This window comes from Pediococcus parvulus (assembly GCF_964063155.1).
GTDB classification, from domain to species: domain Bacteria; phylum Bacillota; class Bacilli; order Lactobacillales; family Lactobacillaceae; genus Pediococcus; species Pediococcus parvulus.
Genome location: NZ_OZ061292.1, coordinates 1,351,102 through 1,372,509 on the forward strand (window position 1 = coordinate 1,351,102; position 21,408 = coordinate 1,372,509).

Annotated in this window: 18 protein-coding genes, 2 tRNA genes and 1 pseudogene; 3 read left to right on the top strand and 18 right to left on the bottom strand. The window is 37.4% G+C overall.

Going from position 1 to position 21,408, the window contains the following annotated elements; genetic code table 11:
- Positions 1 to 87 precede the first annotated feature (87 nt).
- The 11 genes from AB3217_RS06620 to asnB all read right to left on the bottom strand — a co-directional run bounded on the left by AB3217_RS06620 (position 88) and on the right by asnB (position 13,035).
- A complete protein-coding gene (locus AB3217_RS06620) occupies positions 88 to 432 on the bottom strand; it encodes a YlbF family regulator (RefSeq protein WP_057783061.1) in 345 nt (114 codons plus the stop codon).
- 81 nt (positions 433 to 513) lie between these two features.
- Positions 514 to 2,667, bottom strand: a complete 2,154-nt coding sequence (locus AB3217_RS06625) for a PBP1A family penicillin-binding protein (RefSeq protein WP_367365838.1) — start codon at positions 2,665 to 2,667, stop codon at positions 514 to 516.
- A gap of 199 nt (positions 2,668 to 2,866) precedes the next feature.
- Complete coding sequence (locus tag AB3217_RS06630; RefSeq protein ID WP_057783057.1) at positions 2,867 to 3,328, bottom strand: arginine repressor; 462 nt, start codon at positions 3,326 to 3,328, stop codon at positions 2,867 to 2,869.
- A gap of 63 nt (positions 3,329 to 3,391) precedes the next feature.
- On the bottom strand, positions 3,392 to 4,084 hold the full coding sequence (locus tag AB3217_RS06635; protein ID WP_057783055.1) for a Crp/Fnr family transcriptional regulator: 693 nt from the start codon (positions 4,082 to 4,084) through the stop codon (positions 3,392 to 3,394).
- A 96-nt stretch (positions 4,085 to 4,180) separates the two neighbouring features.
- Positions 4,181 to 5,302, bottom strand: coding sequence for an aminotransferase (locus AB3217_RS06640; protein ID WP_057783053.1), 1,122 nt, complete (start codon positions 5,300 to 5,302; stop codon positions 4,181 to 4,183).
- Positions 5,303 to 5,551: 249 nt separating this feature from the next.
- Entirely contained in the window at positions 5,552 to 7,240 is a 1,689-nt protein-coding gene (argS, locus tag AB3217_RS06645) for an arginine--tRNA ligase (protein WP_367365839.1), read from the bottom strand.
- A gap of 220 nt (positions 7,241 to 7,460) precedes the next feature.
- Positions 7,461 to 7,531 (bottom strand) — tRNA-Gly (locus AB3217_RS06650).
- 88 nt (positions 7,532 to 7,619) lie between these two features.
- Complete coding sequence (locus tag AB3217_RS06655; protein ID WP_367365840.1) at positions 7,620 to 8,330, bottom strand: aspartate/glutamate racemase family protein; 711 nt, start codon at positions 8,328 to 8,330, stop codon at positions 7,620 to 7,622.
- A gap of 5 nt (positions 8,331 to 8,335) precedes the next feature.
- Complete coding sequence (locus tag AB3217_RS06660) at positions 8,336 to 9,592, bottom strand: carboxylate--amine ligase (RefSeq protein WP_068805198.1); 1,257 nt, start codon at positions 9,590 to 9,592, stop codon at positions 8,336 to 8,338.
- The gene (locus AB3217_RS06665; RefSeq protein WP_367365841.1) at positions 9,592 to 11,136 is read right to left on the bottom strand and encodes a UDP-N-acetylmuramoyl-L-alanyl-D-glutamate--2,6-diaminopimelate ligase; all 1,545 of its coding nucleotides are present in this window, start codon (positions 11,134 to 11,136) and stop codon (positions 9,592 to 9,594) included. The genes AB3217_RS06660 and AB3217_RS06665 overlap by 1 nt, the downstream gene beginning before the upstream one ends.
- An 18-nt stretch (positions 11,137 to 11,154) precedes the next feature.
- A complete protein-coding gene (gene asnB, locus AB3217_RS06670) occupies positions 11,155 to 13,035 on the bottom strand; it encodes an asparagine synthase (glutamine-hydrolyzing) (RefSeq protein WP_057783042.1) in 1,881 nt (626 codons plus the stop codon).
- A 291-nt stretch (positions 13,036 to 13,326) separates the two neighbouring features.
- On the opposite strand from asnB, the gene AB3217_RS06675 reads away from it, so the two are divergent.
- Together AB3217_RS06675 and AB3217_RS06680 are read left to right on the top strand one after the other, a co-directional pair.
- A complete protein-coding gene (locus AB3217_RS06675; protein ID WP_057783040.1) occupies positions 13,327 to 14,469 on the top strand; it encodes an MFS transporter in 1,143 nt (380 codons plus the stop codon).
- A gap of 82 nt (positions 14,470 to 14,551) precedes the next feature.
- On the top strand, positions 14,552 to 16,378 hold the full coding sequence (locus AB3217_RS06680) for a heavy metal translocating P-type ATPase (RefSeq protein WP_068805191.1): 1,827 nt from the start codon (positions 14,552 to 14,554) through the stop codon (positions 16,376 to 16,378).
- Positions 16,379 to 16,434: 56 nt separating this feature from the next.
- Here the strand turns inward: AB3217_RS06680 and AB3217_RS06685 are convergent, their stop codons facing one another.
- On the bottom strand, positions 16,435 to 17,094 hold the full coding sequence (locus AB3217_RS06685; RefSeq protein ID WP_068805188.1) for a deoxynucleoside kinase: 660 nt from the start codon (positions 17,092 to 17,094) through the stop codon (positions 16,435 to 16,437).
- 463 nt (positions 17,095 to 17,557) lie between these two features.
- On the opposite strand from AB3217_RS06685, the pseudogene AB3217_RS06690 reads away from it, so the two are divergent.
- Positions 17,558 to 17,854, top strand: a pseudogene (locus AB3217_RS06690) (tyrosine-type recombinase/integrase); the annotation flags it as partial.
- 130 nt (positions 17,855 to 17,984) lie between these two features.
- Here the strand turns inward: AB3217_RS06690 and AB3217_RS06695 are convergent.
- The 6 genes from AB3217_RS06695 to AB3217_RS06720 all read right to left on the bottom strand — a co-directional run bounded on the left by AB3217_RS06695 (position 17,985) and on the right by AB3217_RS06720 (position 21,356).
- Positions 17,985 to 18,068, bottom strand: a tRNA-Leu gene (locus AB3217_RS06695).
- Between the two features lie 100 nt (positions 18,069 to 18,168).
- A complete protein-coding gene (locus AB3217_RS06700) occupies positions 18,169 to 18,447 on the bottom strand; it encodes a hypothetical protein (protein ID WP_057784814.1) in 279 nt (92 codons plus the stop codon).
- Between the two features lie 12 nt (positions 18,448 to 18,459).
- On the bottom strand, positions 18,460 to 18,681 hold the full coding sequence (locus AB3217_RS06705) for a hypothetical protein (RefSeq protein WP_057784815.1): 222 nt from the start codon (positions 18,679 to 18,681) through the stop codon (positions 18,460 to 18,462).
- 32 nt (positions 18,682 to 18,713) lie between these two features.
- Positions 18,714 to 19,529, bottom strand: coding sequence for a Cof-type HAD-IIB family hydrolase (locus tag AB3217_RS06710; protein ID WP_068805184.1), 816 nt, complete (start codon positions 19,527 to 19,529; stop codon positions 18,714 to 18,716).
- A 90-nt stretch (positions 19,530 to 19,619) separates the two neighbouring features.
- The gene (locus tag AB3217_RS06715; protein WP_367365842.1) at positions 19,620 to 20,729 is read right to left on the bottom strand and encodes a glycosyltransferase; all 1,110 of its coding nucleotides are present in this window, start codon (positions 20,727 to 20,729) and stop codon (positions 19,620 to 19,622) included.
- Positions 20,730 to 20,897: 168 nt separating this feature from the next.
- Positions 20,898 to 21,356, bottom strand: a complete 459-nt coding sequence (locus tag AB3217_RS06720) for a universal stress protein (RefSeq protein WP_057784818.1) — start codon at positions 21,354 to 21,356, stop codon at positions 20,898 to 20,900.
- Positions 21,357 to 21,408: the final 52 nt, after the last annotated feature.

A 21,408-nucleotide genomic window follows, 5' to 3' on the forward strand; every position in this document is an offset into this window, starting at 1 on the left:
TTGATTCATAAAAAAGGGCCAGAACAAATCATCATTTGCACTAACCCTGTTTGTATTTAAAATACGCTTTTTGAAGCGTTATTCATCTTAATTTTGATACAATTCTTGTATCGGTTTAGTAATAATTTGATTGATATCATTTAAAAGTTGGTTCAAATTGCGTTCTTTGTCCATCAACGCCTTAATGACATCCACGTTGCCAACTTGACTCGCAACTTCGCGTGCATGCTTCATCTCATCGTCAGTTAGATCTTCACCATTCATCTGTTTTTGCTGCAAATTAACTTGAACTTCTTGAAAATCTTTAAAAAGTTCATATGCCTTAGGATCTTTCTTCATTTCTGCATATGCTGCACTCAAACTCGTATACTCAGTTGTTTGGCGAATTTCTTCTTCCATTTTGTTTGCAGTATCGTAAATATTAACAGCCATTGTCTTCCTCCTAGATGTTTACGCTTTTATACTGATATTGTATCATACCAAAGCCGGTTTGATACGCGCATTCAATAAAGTTTAATTACCACCAAGAAAATTCTTGGCTTTATCAACCCATTCACTTGCCTTTTGCTTAAAGGATTCTGTTCCTTTTGAAAAGCTTTTTTCTGCGCTAGAAGTACCATTTTGAATACTGTCCCAAATACTAGAACCTGAACTGGAACTTTCCGCGGTAGCTAAAGTAGACGCATTGGTGGTATTGAAACTCGTGCCATCAGTATTTGGTAAAATGCCTTCCATCTCCGCCTTAAACAAGGAGCTTAAACCAACTCCACTTAGGTTTTCCAAATGGTTCGTTTTGGTGGTATCGTCAAAGCCTTCCCATGTGGCTACCACCATATCTGGCGTATAGCCAATCATCCATTCATCAGTGGTTGCGTCGCTAGTTGAGGCACCATCTACCTCAGTACTACCGGTCTTACCGGCAATTGTGTACCCAGCAGGTTTCGCATTCACGCCAGTCCCATATGAATCACTATAAACACCTATCATCATACTTGTCATTTCTTTAGCCACTTTTTTGGAAATCACACGTTTGGTTTGTGTCGTATTATTCACAATAGTCTTTCCAGAAGAATCCACAATCTTTCGAATAAAACCGGTTTGCGCCAGTTCACCATTATTCGCAAAAGCCGTGTAAGCACTTGCCAACTGGTAAGGCGAAATACCTGTCGTTAATCCACCCAGAGCTAATGCCAAGTTCTTATCACTTTTATCAATATTCAAACCAAATTTTTGAACAGACGCATACCCTTTAGCCACACCAATCTTATTAAGTAACCAGACTGCTGGGGCATTACGACTCTCCGCCAACGCCTTATACATTGGCAACGAACCCACATACTCATTGTTATAATTTTCTGGGCGATACTTGTTTGTCCCGTAGGATTGTAACTTGTCCGTCAAAGTAGAATCGTAGGAATATCCGCTAGACAATGCTGGTGCATAAACGGCAATCGGCTTCAATGTTGATCCAGGTTGACGTTTCATCTGGGTTGCACGATTAAAGCCCCTGAAAACGTGCTTGCCACGTCCGCCGACTACAGCGGCCACTCCCCCCGTTTTAGGGTTGATCGCAATTGAAGCCGCTTGTACTTTTGTCCCATCTGATGCATTCGCAGGAAAATAACTAGAATTCTTGAATTTTTCCTGCATACTTGTTTGATCGCTCTGATTCAAGTACGTGTAAATTTTGTAGCCACGATTCATGATATCAGATTCAGTCAAACCATAGCGACTAATTGCCTCGTTGATTACGGCATCAAAGTAATACGGATACTTATAGCCACTGGTATCTGAAAAAGTATTCGCGGTTGTTAAAGCCGTTCTTTCATACGTTTTTGCTTGAGAAGTCGTTATTTTTTTATTTTCGGCCATCAAGCTTAAAACGACATTCCGTCGTTGTTTTGAAGCCGCGGGGTGATCGGCCGGATTATATGCACTAGGTGACTTCAATATCCCCGCTAAAACAGCTGCTTGGGGGACTGTTAATTGACTTGCAGAAACCCCAAAATAGCGTTTAGAAGCATCTTGAACACCCCAGACACCGTTCCCAAAGTAAGCATTATTCAAGTACATTTCTAAAATTTCTGATTTAGTGTATACATTTTCGACTTCAATCGACAAAAACAGTTCTTTTGCCTTGCGCGTAAAGGTCTGTTGTTGTGATAATAGAGCGTTTTTAACCAGCTGTTGAGTTAACGTACTACCACCACCACTTATATAATTCCGCCTTAATACTTTATTCACTGCATACAACAATGCCGCCCTACCAATTCCTTTAACAGAGAAACCATACTCTTTATAAAAGCCTCTATCTTCAGTTGATATTACTGCATTTTGCACATTGATTGACATCTTGCTTAAGCTGACCCAAGTTCCCTTTTGAGAATACAAGGAGCCGGCTTTTTTATTTTTTGCATCATATACGACCGTTGGTTTTTCTAATTCTGTCTTTAGGTCAGCAACATTAGCCGTTTTGGCCCGGTAAGTCAGATAACCACTCATCACCAAAAAAAAGCTTAAGAACAAAATAATCAACCATCGCGTTAATTGAAATCTTCGCCAGTAACGACCAAAAAGGACTCTAAATTGACGCCAATATGGCGCTAAAAAATGACCAATTCGTTTAATTACCGTTAAAACCGAAGAAAGGAAATTATTAGTTTTCATAAAAGTCTCCGTTTAAATAGAATGTTAGCTGTATTGTATCACAGTTTAAGAACCCCTTTTAAATCCTCATCGAATTTTAAAAGACCCTTAAAAAGCGGCCGAAAAATTTTTCTTTTTGAAACCACAAAAACAGAGCAAAACTAGATTTTAACGATAATTGAGCCGTCGTCAAAGCTTCTGGTTTTACTCTGTATTCTTATTAGCCTTCAGCAGATAAATAATGAGCTAACTTTTGATGTAATTGAGTTGCTAATGCTTCATCGGGACTAAAAACCACAATCGTATCAAATCCCGCTAAAGTTCCAACGATTTCTGGCATCTGTGTATCATCAAAAACAGCTGCCAATCGATTACCATCATTTGGTGTTGTTTTAATAATATTAACAAACTGAATTTGATCAATTTGTTGTGCCGTTTGCTTAAAGGTTTTAAAAAGAGCTTCTGCTGGATCTTCATCATTGGTTTCAAAAATCATATACCTTTGATGACCTTCATGATCGGTTCCCTTTACAATATGCATTTCGCGCATATCACGAGAAATAGTAGCCTGCGTTGCCACAACTTGATGAGTTTTCAACAAGGTCATCAAATCATCTTGCTTCGCAACTAGTTGATTTGCAATAAGGTCTTTAATGATCTTTTGACGTTCACTTTTTTTCATAACTGCACTTCACTTCCGTATTAACTTTCTCAAGTATACCAAAATTCAAAAACACATAACAGTCTAGGCTTCTTCGGTATAGATTTCTGGAAAGAAAAGATATTTACGTGAATACTCCAGCTCAGTTTCATCAACTAATTCGTGAATAACTTGGCCAGCTGTTTCCCGGGTAGTGCCCGCAATTGTGGCAATTTCTTTAATTGTTAACGGAAACGGGATTTGTCTGCCGCCTTCCAATTCTATACCATGATGATTATTCAAGTACTTTAATACCTGCTCCACTCTTTTTGTTGCAGATGGAGTCAACGCCCTCTGAATAAAAATCTCCTCTTCTGAAACGACCTCTTGCATCTTTTTAATAATCATTAATGAAAATTTGTGATTACTTTTCAGCAAGCCCTCAAACGTTTTTGTTGGGATAAAAATGACTTCTGCGTTAGTCAACGCTGTAACTGTATAACAATAACGACTGTCAACAAACATCCCCCGTAACGGAAACAGCATATTGGGACTGAGAAAGCTCACGTAGGACGCGTCCTCTTTGGCATCGAATGATCTGATTTTTAAAAAACCCTTTTTTAATATAAACGTGTAATTTCGATCATCGTGCTGATCAACCAAATTCTGACCCTTGGCAATCTTCTTATAATGCAGACAACTTACCACCTTTTTATATTCGGAAGCTTTAAGAATATGACTTCCTGGGACATGTGCTAGATGACGCTCAAAAATTCTTTGTTGCTTGGGGTTAATCATATAGTTAGCCTCTTTTCAAAAAAATATAATGTATCTATTATCCCAGAAACAGATATAAAAGCCAAGAATTATTCTTAAAATAGTTTGACGTGATTTTTACTCACACTGATTTAAGAAATCACCTAATTTTTTCAATCCAATCTTTAACGTTTCTGTATCTGTACAGTAGCCAATACGAGCATGCCCTGGCATATCGAATCTAGATCCAGGAACAATTAATACGCCAGTCTTTTGCAACAACTCTTCGCAGAATTCTTCATCATGCATTTGAATATTTAGTTTGACACAGGCTGTTGAAACTTGTTCTGGCATAATTATTTCTACTTTGGGTTGATTCTTGACCCACTGCTCTAAAATTTTATGATTTCTTTGTACTAATTTTCCGTTACGCTGTAAAATGGCCTTTCGGTTTCGCAATGTCATACAAGCCAATGTATCATTAACCACACCGCCTGAAATCATTGTATAATCCCGATATTTTCTAAATATGTCGGCAAGTTCTTTAGACTGAGTTGCAATCCAACCAATTCGTAATCCAGGAACAGAATACGTTTTTGAAAGGCTATTTACAGAAATTCCCTTTTCATATAAATCAGCGATATCTGGAAATTCATCAATTTTATCCACCGGCTGATAGACTTCATCAGCTAAGACATAAGCGCCAACTTTTCTAGCCAACAAAACGACCTGCTCCAACAACGCCTTATTGAGGAGGCTGCCAGTTGGATTTTGAGCATTATTTAAACAAATCATCTTGGTTTTTGGCGAAATAAGCTGTCGTAATTGAGCCAAATCAGGTTGCCAATTTAAACTCTCTTTTAAATCCCACTCATCAACTTTCACGCCCAAAGACTTGGGCAAGTCATACAGTTGCTGGTAACTGGGATATAAGGAAATGATGTGATCTCCGGGATTCAATAAACTGAAGAGTGCCAAAAAGTTTCCACCGGTAGCACCATTTGTCTGTAAAATATTTTGACTATCAACCTGGTCGTATAGTTGCGCAACTAATTTTTTAAATTCTGGTGATCCTTCGATCCAACCATAATTTAATTTAGTGTTTAAATATTTAGTAAATGTCGCTGTCGGATCCTGGCTATCAAAACTAAGTAATTCCCCCAAAGTTAGTGAACTAATTGTGCTCTGCGAGATATCAAATTGAGCCGCTTTTTCATTTTTGTTTAGCCATTCTTCGACACCAAAGCCTTTGATTTCCATCTTTGTTTCCTCCTCAAATATAATTCGACTCAATTAATACCTCAACATATCTATTGTATCAGGTCTTAATTTTGCATGCTTCGAGATTCCCTACTTTTGAAATGAGAAATTCTTCTCATTTTCGGCTATTTTGGCCTATATTTAAGAGGTTGAGGAAACTTTTTCCCCAACCTCTTCTTTTTTATGAATTTCATTAGGTAAAACATGATCAATATCCTCACTTTTACCTAACTTACGATTTTTTGTAAATTACATTTCTGATGGTGCTTGGACACCCAAAAGGCTCAAAGCAATTTCTAGCACAACACTGACACTTTGAACAAGTGCAAGGCGCGCATTTAAATCGTCGTCTTCAACTAACACTTTTGAATTGGCATAGTATTGGTTGAAAGATTTGGCTAAATGTAGCGCATATTTAGCAATAACTGAAGGTTCATATTCCTTTACTGCCCGTAAAATAGTCTCTGGAAATGCTTGCAAGAACTTCAATGTTTCCCAAGCATTAGGATCTGCTAAGTTCAAGTCGGTAATTTTCACTTTATGATCCGACTTTCTTAAAATACTTTCCGCACGTGCTCTTGTGTATTGCACATAAGGACCAGTTTCGCCTTCAAAACGAACAACTTCGCTCAAATCAAAATCAAACGAGTTCATACGCTCATTTTTCAAATCATGGAAGATGACAGCTCCTACCCCAACTTCATGCGCGACCTTATCAGCATCCTTCAAATCAGGGTTCTTAGATTGAATTTGTTGTTTAGCTAAATCGATGGCATCATCTAAAACTTTATCTAGTAAGACAATTCGACCAGAACGAGTTGACAGCTTCTTACCATTCAACGTGATTAAACCAAACGGAATGTGGTGGATATTATCTGACCAATCAAAGCCCATTTCTTTTAAAACAGCTTTCAACTGTTTAAAGTGATTAATCTGCTCTGCACCAACGACATATAAAGATTGTACAAAGTCATAAGTCCGTTTTCGATAAATAGCAGCTGCCAAATCACGGGTAATATACAGAGTTGCGCCATCTGTCTTCTTAATTAGCGCCGGATTCAAATTATATTTATCAAGGTCAACAATTTCTGCTCCTTGACTTTCTTTTAAGAGGTTCTTATCCTCTAAGAGTTGAACAACTTCATCCATTTTATCATTATAAAAAGCTTCACCCTTATAGGAATCAAACGTAATTCCTAACTTATCGTAGATCCGTTTAAATGATTTCAATGAAACAGAACGGAACCATTGCCAAAGTTCAGTGGCTTCTTTGTCGCCATCCTCAAGCTTTTTAAACCATTTGCGCGCTTCATCATCTAGTTCAGGGTGTTCCTGGTCTTCTTTATGAAAACGCACGTAATATTCAAGTAATTTATTGATTGGATCAGCTTTAACTTCTTCTTCACTTCCCCAGAGTTTGTAGGCTTCAATAAGCTTACCAAATTGGGTCCCCCAATCGCCTAAATGATTAATTTTAACGGGTTGGTAACCCGTTTTGGATAGCAAATTGGCCAAAGAATTACCAATTACAGTTGATCGCAAATGACCCATTGAAATTGGTTTAGCAATGTTAGGCGAAGACATATCGATTGGCACTTTACCGTTATTACCGATTGTGGCATCCCCATAGTGGCTATTTTGCGTTAAAACGGTTTGTAAAACTTCATTACTGAACGTACCTTTATCTAAGAAGAAGTTCACATAAGGTCCTTGTGCTTCAACTTTTTCATAACCAGATTTATTGATTTGTTCCACTAAATCCTTTGCGATCATTTGTGGGGCCTTGTGCAAAGTCTTAGCCAACACAAACGTTGGAAAAGCATAATCTCCAAGATTTGTCGCCTTTGGTACTTCAATCTTTTCGTAAACTACCTGCTCATCTAACTGATTATCTAAGGCATCTACAATACTTTGTGCCACTTGTTTCTTGTAATTCATCTTTAGTTCCTCCATTTATAAATTCAAATTAAAAAAGTCTCTTACAAATAAACTTTGTAAGAGACGAGAAAACCCGCGGTACCACTCTAATTGATTTTAAAATCCACTCAATTTCTTAAATTATAAACATAAAAGCACGTTCACTAACTTTTTCTATTCGGCTTCCACCATTCCGAACTCGCTAAAAGAAAATGAATTAGGTACTACTCTCTTACGGAAAAGCGGGCAACGGGAATCGGACCCGCGACGCAAGCTTGGGAAGCTTGAATTTTACCACTAAACTATGCCCGCAAACACAAAAGTAAGTATAGCATATTGACCAATTTTTGTCATGAATGTTTTCATCTAACTAGTCACTTACTAACCTACTCTATCATAATTATTTTGCTCTTAACTTTGTTGCTAATTCAATTGACTTATCAACCAAGATTGATTGAGAATCAGCAACTGGAAATTTCAGTTCAGGAGCCAGTTCTTGCGCGTAAGATAATTCCGTACAACCTAGAATAACAACCTCAGCACCTTGCTCTTGAACCATTCGTTTCACAATTTCATGGAAAAGCTCACCATCAACCTGATTTTGGTTTTTAATATCATCAAAAATTAATTCAGTCGTTAGCTTTTGAATTTGATCAGTTGGTTTCACAACTTCTAAATTCTGTTGAATTAGTTCCCGATCATAAATGCCATCAGTCGTGGTTCCTTTTGTTCCAATAACCCCAATTCGCTTAGCATCTGGATAATTCTTTTTGATGTAACTTACAGTTCCTCGTGGCATATGCACAATTGGTACAGGTGTTGCCGCTTGTAAATCATCATAAAAGTAATGAGCAGTATTGCAGGCAATCACAAAAAAACTAGGTTTTAATTGACTTTGTTCCTTAATATCCGCCAACAGATCAGGTAATGGACTTGGTTGAGAATGGTCCATCAGATATGTGGAACGATCTGGAACTGTGGCATGGTTTACTAAAATATAATTAAAGTAATCTTGGTCTTGATGAGCGGGTGTTCGTTTGTTTAACAACCGCAAATAACTTTCCGTTGCCGGTGTCCCCATACCACCAATAATTGTAAAGAAATCTTTCATTTAACTCATCCCTTGTTTTCTTCAAAATAACGATCAAAATTTTTAGCATAGTTGTGATTCATCCAAGTCAATAACGCAAATCGCTTAGGATTCATATCTTTTTTATCAAAAGCTGTCATCCCATATCGTTTTTGCTTGATAAGTTGTAAGGCGGTTAATTTATCTCGGTTATCACGGGCATATTTTTTGAACACCCGAATTGGCACGCCTAACCATAACTGATGGGTATCCTCAGATCGGTTAGCATAGACAGTCGGCTTATTCTTCAAATCTTCGCTCACATAATCTTGCACAACCCACTGAGCAAGATTATAACCATTCAACGTCACAAAGAAACTGCTTCGTCCTTGGCGTAAGTTAATTTCAAATAGTTTATAGGTCTTATCACGAGAATCATACTTCAAATCAAAATTAGCATAACCGGTAAAATTGATCTTTTCTAAGAAATCTTGGATCGTCTTATAAATCGTCGAATTGTATTCAGGTAAAATTGCCACATAATTGCCGATAGCAGATGGTGCAACATCTTCTAATAGAGGATGACCCAAACACATCATTTTAACGTGATGATACTGATCCACATAGGCATTCAAGACACGCATGTTACTGTCATCACCAGGGACAAAATCCTGTAAAATCAAATCGGAAGTATAGCCATTGTCGTAAATCTTCCCAACAATTTCATCAAACTCCGCACGTGATTGAATACGAAAGGCCTTTTTTCGACCCTCAAAATGAATATCAAGCCATTCCACACTGTTGGCAGGTTTTAAAGCGACTGGATAACCAAATGGTTCTTCAATTTCTTCAGAACTTTCATATTCATCTTTAGTAATGATTCTAGTCTTAGGATATGGTAAATCAAACTCATCACAAATTTTATAAAAACGTTCTTTGTTGTTTAATTGACGTAGCAAATCATAATCAACATATGGGCAAATGAAGGTTTTAGAAAGTTCTTCTTTGTGTTTTGAAATTAATTCGGCATATCCATCACCCATTCCAAGCAAAATCACCTTTTCAGAACGATTTTCATAACGCTTGGCAATCTTCTTCATCGTTTCAAAGAAAACGGGATCCTCTGAAAAACCAGGAATCAACTCCAAATCCACGATTTTTGTGAATCGGGTTGGAGCTAATTCTTTTTCTGCAAATGCTTTGACCTTTTTGCCAGTCATTTTATAAAATGAACGCGCCATTCCATATGCATTAAAATCACTACCTAATAGCACTGGTATATAATCATTTTTTGAGTTTTCCATTACGCCAATCCTTTCAAAACTTCTTTTGCAACTTTCATATCTGTTGGCCAAGGAGTATCAACTCCTCTGACTTTTTGATATGGGTCCTCTCCTTTAGCTGCTAAGACAACAACATCCTCTGGACGACTAATTGAAATTGCCCGTTTAATTGCAGAATAACGATCAATAACTTTTTCAACCTGCACTTTTGTATGATCAATGTAGCTGTCAATCACATCAATGATTGCACTTGGCTCTTCAAACCCTGGATCGTCCGTCGTTAAAATTGCAACATCTGCATGAGCAGTGAGCGCCTCGCCAAAGCCCTTTCGCCGAGAAATTCCCTTGTCTCCTGGACTACCCACAACCACAATCATACGTCCTTTTGGATACTGACTTTTTAAAAAGCTCAAAAGGGCATTCATGCTGGCATAATTATGGGCATAATCAACATAGATGACCCCATGATTTTTCGAAACCACGGATTCCATTCGGCCCGGGACTTTCATCTTTGTTAACAAGTTGTGCGTTTGATCATAAGTCGCACCAGCTAATCCGGCAGCAATCAAGGCACTTGTGGCGTTGCTTTGATTATAGTCACCAGGCATACTCAAATCATAACGACCATCAATCTTTAAAACTTTTGCTCTTGGACTTACTGCTTTGACTTCAATCTCGGTCAATCGCAAATCATCACGATCATTATAAAAAACAACATCAATAGGAACTGCGCGATTAATTTTAGCATTTGCCTGCTTAAATAAATAAATTTTTTCTGGATCTGTCGTTGCACGAGCAGCCTGATAAATTTCTTCAAGATGGGCAGTTTGTGCATTAATCACACAAACATCCGAATTAACCATCAATTGCATTTTACAATGCAAATAATTTTCAAATGTCGGATGTTCATTACGGCCAATATGGTCAGGCGTAATATTCAGGAATACTCCTACGTCATAATGTAGACCATATACCCGATTTCGTAAATAAGCCTGTGAGGAAACTTCCATAACAAGCGAATGCATGCCATTATTGACAGCTTCTCGCATATCGTGAAATAAATTTAACGATTCAGGCGTTGTTAAATCAGATTTAAATTCTTGTTCTGGTTTAGGTCCCGTTATACGATCAATGGTTGAAAATAAGGCAGCTTTATTTTCCGAAATGGTTTTTAAAATATGGTGCGTAAAATAAGCCGAAGTTGTTTTACCTTTTGTGCCTGTGAAAGCAATGATAAACAAATCATTTTGCGGATAATCATAAAAAGCTGCCCCTATTAACGCCATCGCTTTGGTCACGTCGGTTACAATAATGCCACACATCATTGGAACTTCTTCAAATTGCTGTTCTGCAATGTAAACCGTCGCGCCTTTATCCTGTGCGACTTTTAGATAATCTGGTTTAAAATTACCCTTACAAAAGAAAAGGTCATTGGCAACTGCATGACGAGAGTCATATTTAACCCCCGTTATTTTTTGATGATCGCCTTTAACATTATTTACTATTTGTTTCAGTAAATGATGTTCTTTTAAAATCATGGTAATTTCGGCAATCTCGAGTGCCATATTTTCCATCTCCAAATATTAAACTTGTGTGCGACGAACTAACTTACTTGTTGTGGCTGTAGTATTTTCTGGGAAATAAACTTCATACCACAAAATAAAGGTGTAAATTGTAAAAATCTTTTGCATACTTGATTTGCCATTAATATGTTCATGCAGAATATGCATTAAAGCCTCTGGTTTGAAAAAACGTTTGGCAACATCAGAGTTAAAGGCTGTTTCAATCCGTTTACGATACTTGTCTTCTTTAATCCAACTCGCAATTGGGGATGGGAAACCCATCTTCTCTTTCTTCGCTACTCGTTCTGGAAGTTCACTTTCAGCAGCCGTTCGCAAAGAAATCTTTGTCTCTTCTTTATGAATTCGAGTTTTAATTGGCATCGTTGCCGCAAACTTAGCCACTTCTTTATCAACTAATGGTGTGCGAACTTCCAAGGAATTACACATACTCATCCGATCTGCCTTATGCAAGATATCAAATGGTAGCCAAGTATTGATATCAAAATATTGCATTTGAGTCATTTCATCTTTGCCCTTGACCTCATCAAAAATATGTTTGGTGTAAGCACCAGAATCCACATTTATACTAGGATCACGTAAGATTTCATCCCGTTCATGTTTGTCAAAAACATAATTAACTCGGTAATAACGTTCACTTAATGGCTCTGCACCTCGAACTAAGAAACGTTTGCCATGGAATCTTGGCAGATTTTGAACCAGTTTAGCAAGACCTGTACGCACAAACTGAGGTACCCATTTTTGATAACGTTCAAATGGAAATGCTTCTAAATAAGTGTTATACCCACCAAAGAATTCGTCGGCACCCTCACCTGACAAGGCAACCTTCACATGTTCCCTTGTCCCTTTAGACAAGTAATAAAGCTGCATTGCTGAAGGATTGGACAATGGTTCATCCATGTAATACATAATGGTTGGCAAAATATCAAAATAGTCGTCACCATCCATCGTTAAAGGTGTGTTTTGTTGATGAATTTCTTTTGCAAATTCAGTCGAATAACTTAATTCACTGTACTTTGAATTATTAAACCCAAGTGAAAATGACTGAATTGGCTTTAATTTAGCTGCTTCAGCCAAGACATAGCTTGAATCGATCCCACTTGATAAGAAACTACCAACTTCCACATCCGCAATCATATGAGCCTTCACAGAATCCTTGACAATTCCGCGAATCTTCTTGGCATCACCTTCAATGGTTTGTGATTCGTCAATATGATCATAATTAAATTTAAAGTACGTATGGGTTTCAGTTTTGCCGTCTTTGTGCAAGAAATATGTTCCAGGTAAAAGTTTGTACACATTCTTGAACATTGTTTCTTTTGAAGGAATGAATTCAAAACTTAAATGAATTGGTAGCAATTTTTCATTGAATTCTTTGTGGAACTTTGGATGCTCCAAAAAGGCTTTGATTTCTGATCCCCAAAGGAAGGATTCACCATCATCATAATAGTAAAGCGGTTTAATTCCAAAATGATCCCGCGCACCAAACACTTCTTTTTTCTGCGTATCATAAATCACAAAAGCGTACATTCCGCGAAGCTTTTGTAAAAGGTCTGCCCCCCATGCATCATAGCCATGGATCAACACTTCGGAATCTACATCAGTTTGAAAATTATATCCTAATTTTTTTAATTCTTCACGAATCTCTTTATAATTGTAAATTTCACCATTAAAAGTTAAAACTTTGGTTTTCGTTGAGTTCAGCATTGGTTGTTTACCATGTGCCAAATCAATAATTGAGAGACGTCTAAAACCTAAAGAAGCATCTTCGTCTTGAAAATAAGCCTCATCATCTGGACCACGATGTTTAATCCGGTCCGCCATTGATTTAATAACATCAGAATTGACATCAGTTTGGTTGAGATACCCCACAAATCCACACATTTTATAGACTCCCTTTTTTTTCTTAGTTATATTAGTTATTTGATTGATAATTTAACGACTTGATCCTCAATTAATAAATTACCGTAACAAAAATATTTTACCAAATTTAGCACTAGAATACTACCAGCAGTGAAAACTCAATAATTGCCATCCGTCTTTAATCTTATCTTGATTTTCCATTTTTATTGTCAGCAGTTCTTGAAAATCGTTGAAATTTGCTAATCCTTATGTAATAGTATGATTAACATTTAATTAGAAAATTATGAGCTCCACAGAAAGGCGTTATTTCCTATGAAAAATAAACCGGTTTTATTTACAAACATGTTGGTCAATATGGGTATTGGTCTGATTATGCCGATCACCACCCTTTACATTCATAGGACTTTAAACAAAAGCTTAGTAACTGCAGGTTACGTGCTTTTTTGTTTTTCAGGAGCTATGATGATTGGCAACCTGATTGGCGGCAAGCTCTTTGATAGTTGGCGGCAAAAACCACTCATGTATGTGAACGGAATTGGCGTTGTGACTGCTTTATTTCTACTAGGGCTTTTCCCACAATGGCCGATTTATCCGGTCTTAATCACGCTATACGGCCTGTTTTTAGGTGGCCTAAATTCCGCCATTAATGGTTACATTGCCTTCCTTCAAGTCCAAGATCCTAACATTTTTAATAACGGTTACTGGTTCGCTAGCTTAGGCATGGGATTTGCTACCTTTATGTCAGGAATTTTATTTGGGATTAGTATCCGCATGGTCTTTTTTAGTTCTACTGTCTTATTTTTGTTAACAACACTGCTGATTAGACTGTCATTTAAAACTATCAAAAAACATCCAGTAACCACTAATCAAGGTATAACTGATAACGGTTCTCGACACGCTCTAGGAAGTATTCTCATTATTTGTTTGGTCATGGTCATAATTTGGATCTGCTATGAACAGTGGAATAGTAATGTTTCGGTACTGATGGTTGCTAAACACATCTCTGTTCCTAAGTATAGTCTCCTTTTTACAATCAGTACTGTAGAAATTATTTTAATTCAACCATTTACCACTCGTTTATTCAAACCCAGTTTTAAGGCCGAAAAAATGCGCATTATTTTAGGATTAATTTCGTTTGCCCTTTCTTATTTGGCAATTATTAATACTGGAAGCTACTGGCGTTATGTCTTAGGCATTACCTTAGTCACTTTTGGTGAAATGTTGGCCCTCATCGCAATCCCGGCTTTATTAAACCGGTTTGCTGATGATCGTAATCGAGGCACCATCCAATCTGTAGGGAGTTTTGCCGGATCCATGGGTCGCGCACTTGGTCCTTTATTTGGTGGCTATTTTATTACGGCTTTTGACTATAGCTGGACCTTCTTGGGCATGTTTATTATTCATCTATTGCTAATCATTCCGGTCTTCATGCTAAGGATGAATAAGCCCAAATAATTCTTCATTCTACTGGTAATTTGACTAGATTTCATTTATAATGGTTTTAGAATCATTCTAAATAAGAAAGAAGTTGCTGGGTATGAAACATACTACTAAATTTGCCTTAGTTGTCCTTCTTGGGGTTTTAGCACTTTTCCTAGAGTTTGTTTTCCATCTCAATTTAGTTGCTCAAATTATTATCACTGTGGTAGGAATCCTGATTTCGATCTCCATGTTAATTGAAATGATTAAGACCTTGCGTGCTGGCAAATATGGAATAGATCTGTTGGCGATCACGGCTATCATTGCTACCTTAGCTGTTGGGGAATATTGGGCAAGTATCGTAGTGCTCATTATGCTGACTGGCGGGGATTCCTTAGAAGATTATGCCGCCCATAAGGCAGGCAAAGAACTTCAAAATCTGCTCGACAATTCTCCACAAAATGCCCATGTGCTCTTAGATGGCAAAATTACCACCAAACCGGTTGATGCTGTTCAAATTGGTGACCAAGTTGTGGTCAAACCTGGCGAAGTCGTACCTGTTGATGGGATTGTGCTATCCGGCTCTTCAATTTTTGATGAATCTTCATTAACTGGTGAATCTAATCCAGTATCTAAATCGCTTAATGATGACCTGATGTCCGGATCCATCAATGGGGATGGCGCCATTACGATGAAAGTCACAAAAATAGCCGCCGATAGTCAGTATCAAACAATTGTTAAACTGGTCAAAGCTTCCGAGGCACAACCTGCTCACTTTGTTCGTTTAGCGGATCGATACGCCATTCCATTTACAATTGTTTCTTATCTCATTGCCGGAATTGCTTGGTATATTTCAAAAGATCCTGTTCGCTTTGCAGAAGTTCTCGTTGTGGCTTCCCCATGTCCACTGATTTTGGCGGCACCAATTGCGCTTGTATCTGGAATGAGTAGTGCGAACCGAAATGGAATTATCATTAAAAATGGTACAACAATTGAAAAATTTGCCACTGCCAAAACAATTGCCTTCGATAAAACAGGAACGCTGACGAAGGGAATTTTAGCCATCGATCAAATTAAAAGTTTGCCACCTTACACAAATGAACAATTATTAAGCCTTGCAGCTAGTGCTGAACAACAATCAAGCCATATCTTGGCCCGTTCCATTGTAAATGCTGTTGATTCTAAAACACTTTTGCCAGTTTCAGACATTCAAGAAGTTACCGGCATGGGTATTACGGCTCAAGTTGATCACCAACAGATCAAAATTGGCCGTCAAAAATTTGCAACTCGAGAAATTAAGCCGTTATCTAAACAAACTGCAATCTTTGTTTCCATCAACGATAAATTTGCAGGTTACATTACTTTTTCTGATCAAATTCGCCCTGAAGCACAAATTACAATCTCGCAGTTAAATGAATTGGGCATCAAAAACACCTTAATGATTAGTGGCGACCAAAAAGCTACTGCTGAAATGGTCGGTAACCAAATTGGAATCGCAAAAGTTTATTCTGAGTGTTTACCTAAAGACAAAATTGCGGTTTTGAAGGATCAAGAAAATCATCTCCGTCCGGTTGTTATGGTAGGTGATGGCGTCAATGATGCGCCATCATTAACCGTCGCTGATGTTGGAATTGCAATGGGCGCGCGTGGTTCAACCGCTGCCAGTGAATCGGCCGACATTGTGATCCTAAAAGATGATTTAGGTCGAGTTGCGCGTGCTTTGAGCATTTCTCAATATACTATGAAAATCGCGAAACAATCCGTTTTAATTGGCATTTTTATCTGTATTGGTCTGATGCTCGTCGCTGCCACTGGTATCATCCCTGCCTTGCTTGGCGCGCTATTTCAAGAAGTTGTCGATACCGTCACGATTCTTTGGGCCTTACTTGCCCATCGAGATAACGCTAGTCTAAAAGCATTAATTGCGCAACAAAAGAATAATTAATTCCACAAAAAAACTATTCATGTGAAGTGCCTTTGCATTCCACGTGAATAGTTTTTTTACATTGCTTCTTCAACATCTTTTGGTTCGCGAATCTTCGCTAAAGCTGTATCAATTTGACCCAGTACAGTTTCAACATTTTTTGGATTCTCTAAATCGTACTTTTGTAAATCAATTTTGAGCTTAGGACTTGCATCGTAATCACGATACCATTCTTTATACGCTGCCCACATCTTAAGATAATAGTCCTCAAGTTCAGGATTATTGTCGAATTGTTCATAGTCACGACCCCGCTTTTTAATACGATATAAAATCGTATCAAAATCGGTTTCCGCATACACCATCAAGTCTGGTGCTTTCTTAGGAAGGTCATTCAACTCATTCATCATATTATCCAGAAGATTCAAATAAACACCAAATTCGGTATCTGTAATGTTACCTTCTTTATTATTTTCACGAGTAAACAATGCATCTTCATAAATTGAGCGATCCAAAACATTATTATCATCAGAAAGTGCTTTTTTTATCATTGCAAATCGTTTATTTAAAAAATAAATTTGCAGTAAAAATCCATAACTTTTTTGATCAGAATAATATAATGGCAATACTGGATTATCACCAACTGGTTCGTAAAAAGCTTTTGAACCATAATGCTTTGCAATCTTTCCAGTTAACGTTGTTTTCCCGACACCAATCATTCCTGCTGTAATTATCACCATACAAGGCCCCTCTTTTATCTATAATCAATATTTAGTATATCATAACTAATTGGTCTACAACATATTGCGTTTCATTTTAAATTATGCTGTCGTCTTTAAACAAGCTTAAACGTTTTCCTTACGCTATTTCTCAAATAAATTAAAGTATATTGATTTCAACTTTTATTAATTAACCGCATTTATTCAAAATTTCAAAATCAAAAAGTGCACCAATAAGCATACCATATTCAGATGCCAAAATTTAGACCTAATTTCAAACTTCCCTATTTTTTATGAATTTGAACGCACCCTTTGTTCCAAGTTGCTTTTTATAAAACTGTTTTCCCCGTTACAAAAAACAAATTCTTAATCTGTTCCAAAGCAAAAACAGCTCCGTCCCTGTCATTACCAAGGAAAGAGCTGATTTTATAGAATTTGTAGCAATTTTGAAAATAGATTAAAACTAGTAAATAGTAAATTATGCCCCACTTCGGCAGCGTGCAACAAAACACTCAAAAAAGCCCTTAGCGACCTTAAAATAGTTAAAACGGGCTTTCACTTTCATTCGTTAAGACATACTCATGTGGCCTTCTTATTAGCCTCTGGAATAGATCTGTATGTGATCTCTAAACGGTTAGGCCATTCTGATCTATCAACTACATCGAAAATATATGCATATCTGATTGATGAGTTTAAAGCACGATCTGATCAAAAAATAGAAAAAGAATTAAATAAATTAACTGTTAAAAAGGCATCAGATAAGGCGTCAAAGATTTCCTAGCTGTGCAAAATTTGTGCAAAATGTATTTACTTGTTAGTGTTTTCTAGTGCTTTCTTGTGATAACGAAAAATCAGGAATGCCGGTATAAAGCCATTCCTGATTTCTAAGAAGTTCCTATATTGTACTAAAATGCCCCAGGCAGGATTCGAACCTGTACATGGTTGCCCATACAGCGACCTGAACGCTGCGCGTCTGCCAGTTCCGCCACTGGGGCTAAACAACAGTAATCATTTTACACTATATTCAAAAGAATGAAAAGCTCTATTAAACTTGTGCGCCACTTACTGTCAAAAAGATTATTCTTCAGATAATACTCACTTATCTAGTTTAACCACGGTACCGTAGCCCACTACAATCAAAAACTTTGGCGCCACACTCACATTCACAACTTCTGTGTTAAAATGTACCCCAATTAAACCGTCCCCGTCTTTAAGTTCAGCCCGTTTACTTAATTTATTTTTAGTTTCTTCAATAAGTTGGTCAAACATTTGATACTGGTCAATTTCATCAGCCGATAACATAATCCGGCTTGTGGCAGAAACGATCCCCACAATTGTATGACCCACGTTGATTTCTTCCGTAGACATAAACATAATAATCCCTCTTTATTTCTCAGATTGTTCTTTTTTGACTGCTTCTTCTGCATCCCGTTTCATGGCTGCTAATTTGATTTTGAGTTCAAACACCGTGACCAAAATAATGGCAGCAACAAATCCAACTGCCCACAGCACGATTAAAAGCCAGAAGGGCAGTTGTACATACAATGTGATTACCACTAGCATAATTGCAATTAAACCAGGGACACCCACTAATGCTGCTTTTAACATCTTGTTCCTCCATGACCTAAACTAATATGGATTTATAACACAAACTTTTCAATTGCCTCGGCAACCCCAGTTTGATAATTATTCTTAGTCACATATTTAGCTAAACTCTTTGCCTCAGTAGTTCCATTTGCCACAACAACAGGCATTCCCACTTTACGTAACATAGGAAGATCATTACTATTGTCACCAAGCGCCAAAATTTCGTCTTTTTTGATTCCTAAAGAGTCAGCAAGCTCCAAGGTTGCCGTTCCTTTGTCAGTGCCTAAATGATTAAACTCAGCATACATCCCGGAAGAATAGCTGGCATTCAACTGGTTATCAAAAGTATCCATCACCTTATCATGAACTGGCCGCAAAACCTCTTGGTCAGGATTCATGGTAATGACTTTCATAATTTTATCATCTTTAAAAATTGAAAAATCATCATTTTCCATGATGTGATAGTTCACATGCCGTGGTTTCAAGTAAGCCAGATCCTCTTCACGGGGATTATAGATATACAATTGGTTTAACGTATACACATGGGTATCATTGTGCAGATATTGAGAAGTAATTTCAAAAACACCTTTGGCTTCTTCATACGTCATTTCATTTGTTTGAAGAACCCTATTATCCTGGTTCTCAACAATTGCGCCACCATTATAAGAAATCACAAATTCATTAGCCTCTTGATAGAGACCTAATTTTTGCAATAAAACTTGCACTGAAGCAAAGCCTCGGCCCGTATTGGGCACGAACTTAACTCCCTTTTTGGAGGCTGCTTTAATAGCCTCGATATTTTCTTGAGAGATTTTTCCATCGCTACCAAGTAACGTTTCATCCAAATCGCTAACGATTAATTTATACACTTATGATCATCGACTTTCTTATTTACTAACCTTACCATATCGAAAATTGAAGTCGTTTTCAATGTTAATTTACATATTTAAAAATTATTTTTAAAACGCCTTAGATAAACCAGCAGAATTACTGCCTAAAAGCGGTAACCACTGTTTAATAATCGTTTCAATCTTAAACGCCTGAATACGTTCTAATGATTTCTTAGAATAAATATGCCGTAACGGCTCACTGATTATGACTTTATTAAGTTCTTTGACAAAGTCCATCACGTCCTCAGGTTTCGTTAACACGCCATATTGATTGTGACCAAGAAACTCTGCAGATCCCGTGTTTTCCATGGCGACAATTGGCAAACCAAATCCCATGGCCTCACCAATCACAAGTGGCATCCCTTCCCACCGCGAAGTGGATACAAAAATTGATGCCGTTTCATAGTGTTCCTGTAACGCCTTATCTTTCAGCGCGCCCCAATAGATAATTTTATCTGCCACATCAAATTTTTCAACTAGTTGTCTGAATAAAGCCATCTGCTCTGGCACTCCTTGTCCGGCAATGGCGATCTTCCAATCATCTGGCAAATACTGAGCAGCCTCCAATAATAAATCAATTCCTTTATGTGGAATCGCAATTCGTGCTGTAAATGCAATTGTATGAGAAGTTAAATCGGCTTTTTTATCTGGATTCAAAGTTAGCGGATTGTATATTTTGACAGTATTCGGATTAAACTGACGATAATTTTTTAAATCTGAATCTGTTAAAACAACAACCGCATCCGCTTGTTTCAAACCAGCCACAAATTCTTTTTCCATTCGTTGATAATATTGAGTCAGATAAGTCTTATAGTTGTTGTGCATCCAGGCCACAATTCGAACATTTGGAATTCTTTTTTTAATTAACGGACCAAAACTTGTGGTCAATCCGGCAGCTAAAATAACGCTTTGGAAACCACCCTGTTCAATAAATTTACTTAAATCATCGATCTGATCACGATAATTTTCATAAGGTTTTTCACCAAAAAAATTAAGAACGTGTCCGGAGGCTGGTCGTTTTGCCACAACCAGTTTGGCTTTTAATTCGTAATAAGGCGTGACGTTTTCTAATGAATAATAAGTCACATCTGCATATTTAGTCAGAGCATTCCCCAAAACAGTTGCCGCACGTTTCACACCATCCATTACCACATTTTCAAGCACAATTAATGTTTTCATCTGTTAGTCTACTAAGGTCCTCAGATTTCCCTCAGTATGCCTCCTTACTTATTTTAATAGTTAATGCCGTGTTTCTCTTTTTTTGAGTAAACGAATAGCGGAACAGTCATTTACCGATCCTAAATAGCTATTTTGCTATACCTTACTTAATTCAAGTTTGGCAATTTTTTATCTAACCACCATAACGTCCGCAATAGAATTCTCTAGAATATAAGTTGTGTTCGATCCTAAAAACATTTGCGCCACCCGATTTGCACCTGTTGCCCCAATGTAAATTAAATCGATCTTTTGTGCTTGTTGAATATTACGAGCTAACTCTTCTCGTGGATTGCCAATCTTGACAATGCTCGTGACATCTTTAACACCCTTGTCCTTTGCTTGAGCTACCACGTCATCTAAAAGTTGCTTTTGCTCTTTCAGACGACTTTCATCATCTATATCTGTTTCAACGACGCCAAACCCTATAGATGCCCTTCCTACAGTTGATAATTGGGGTTTTAAAACTTGCGCGATATATAGTTTGGCTTGGTTTCGAATTGCGGCATCAATTGCCTTATCTAGTGCTCTCATTGAAGTTTCAGAACCATCGATTCCGACTAAAATATTTTGATATTGTTGATTTTGCATGGTACTCATCTCGCTTTCTAGTTTATCTATTTTCATTGTAGCAAACGCTTAT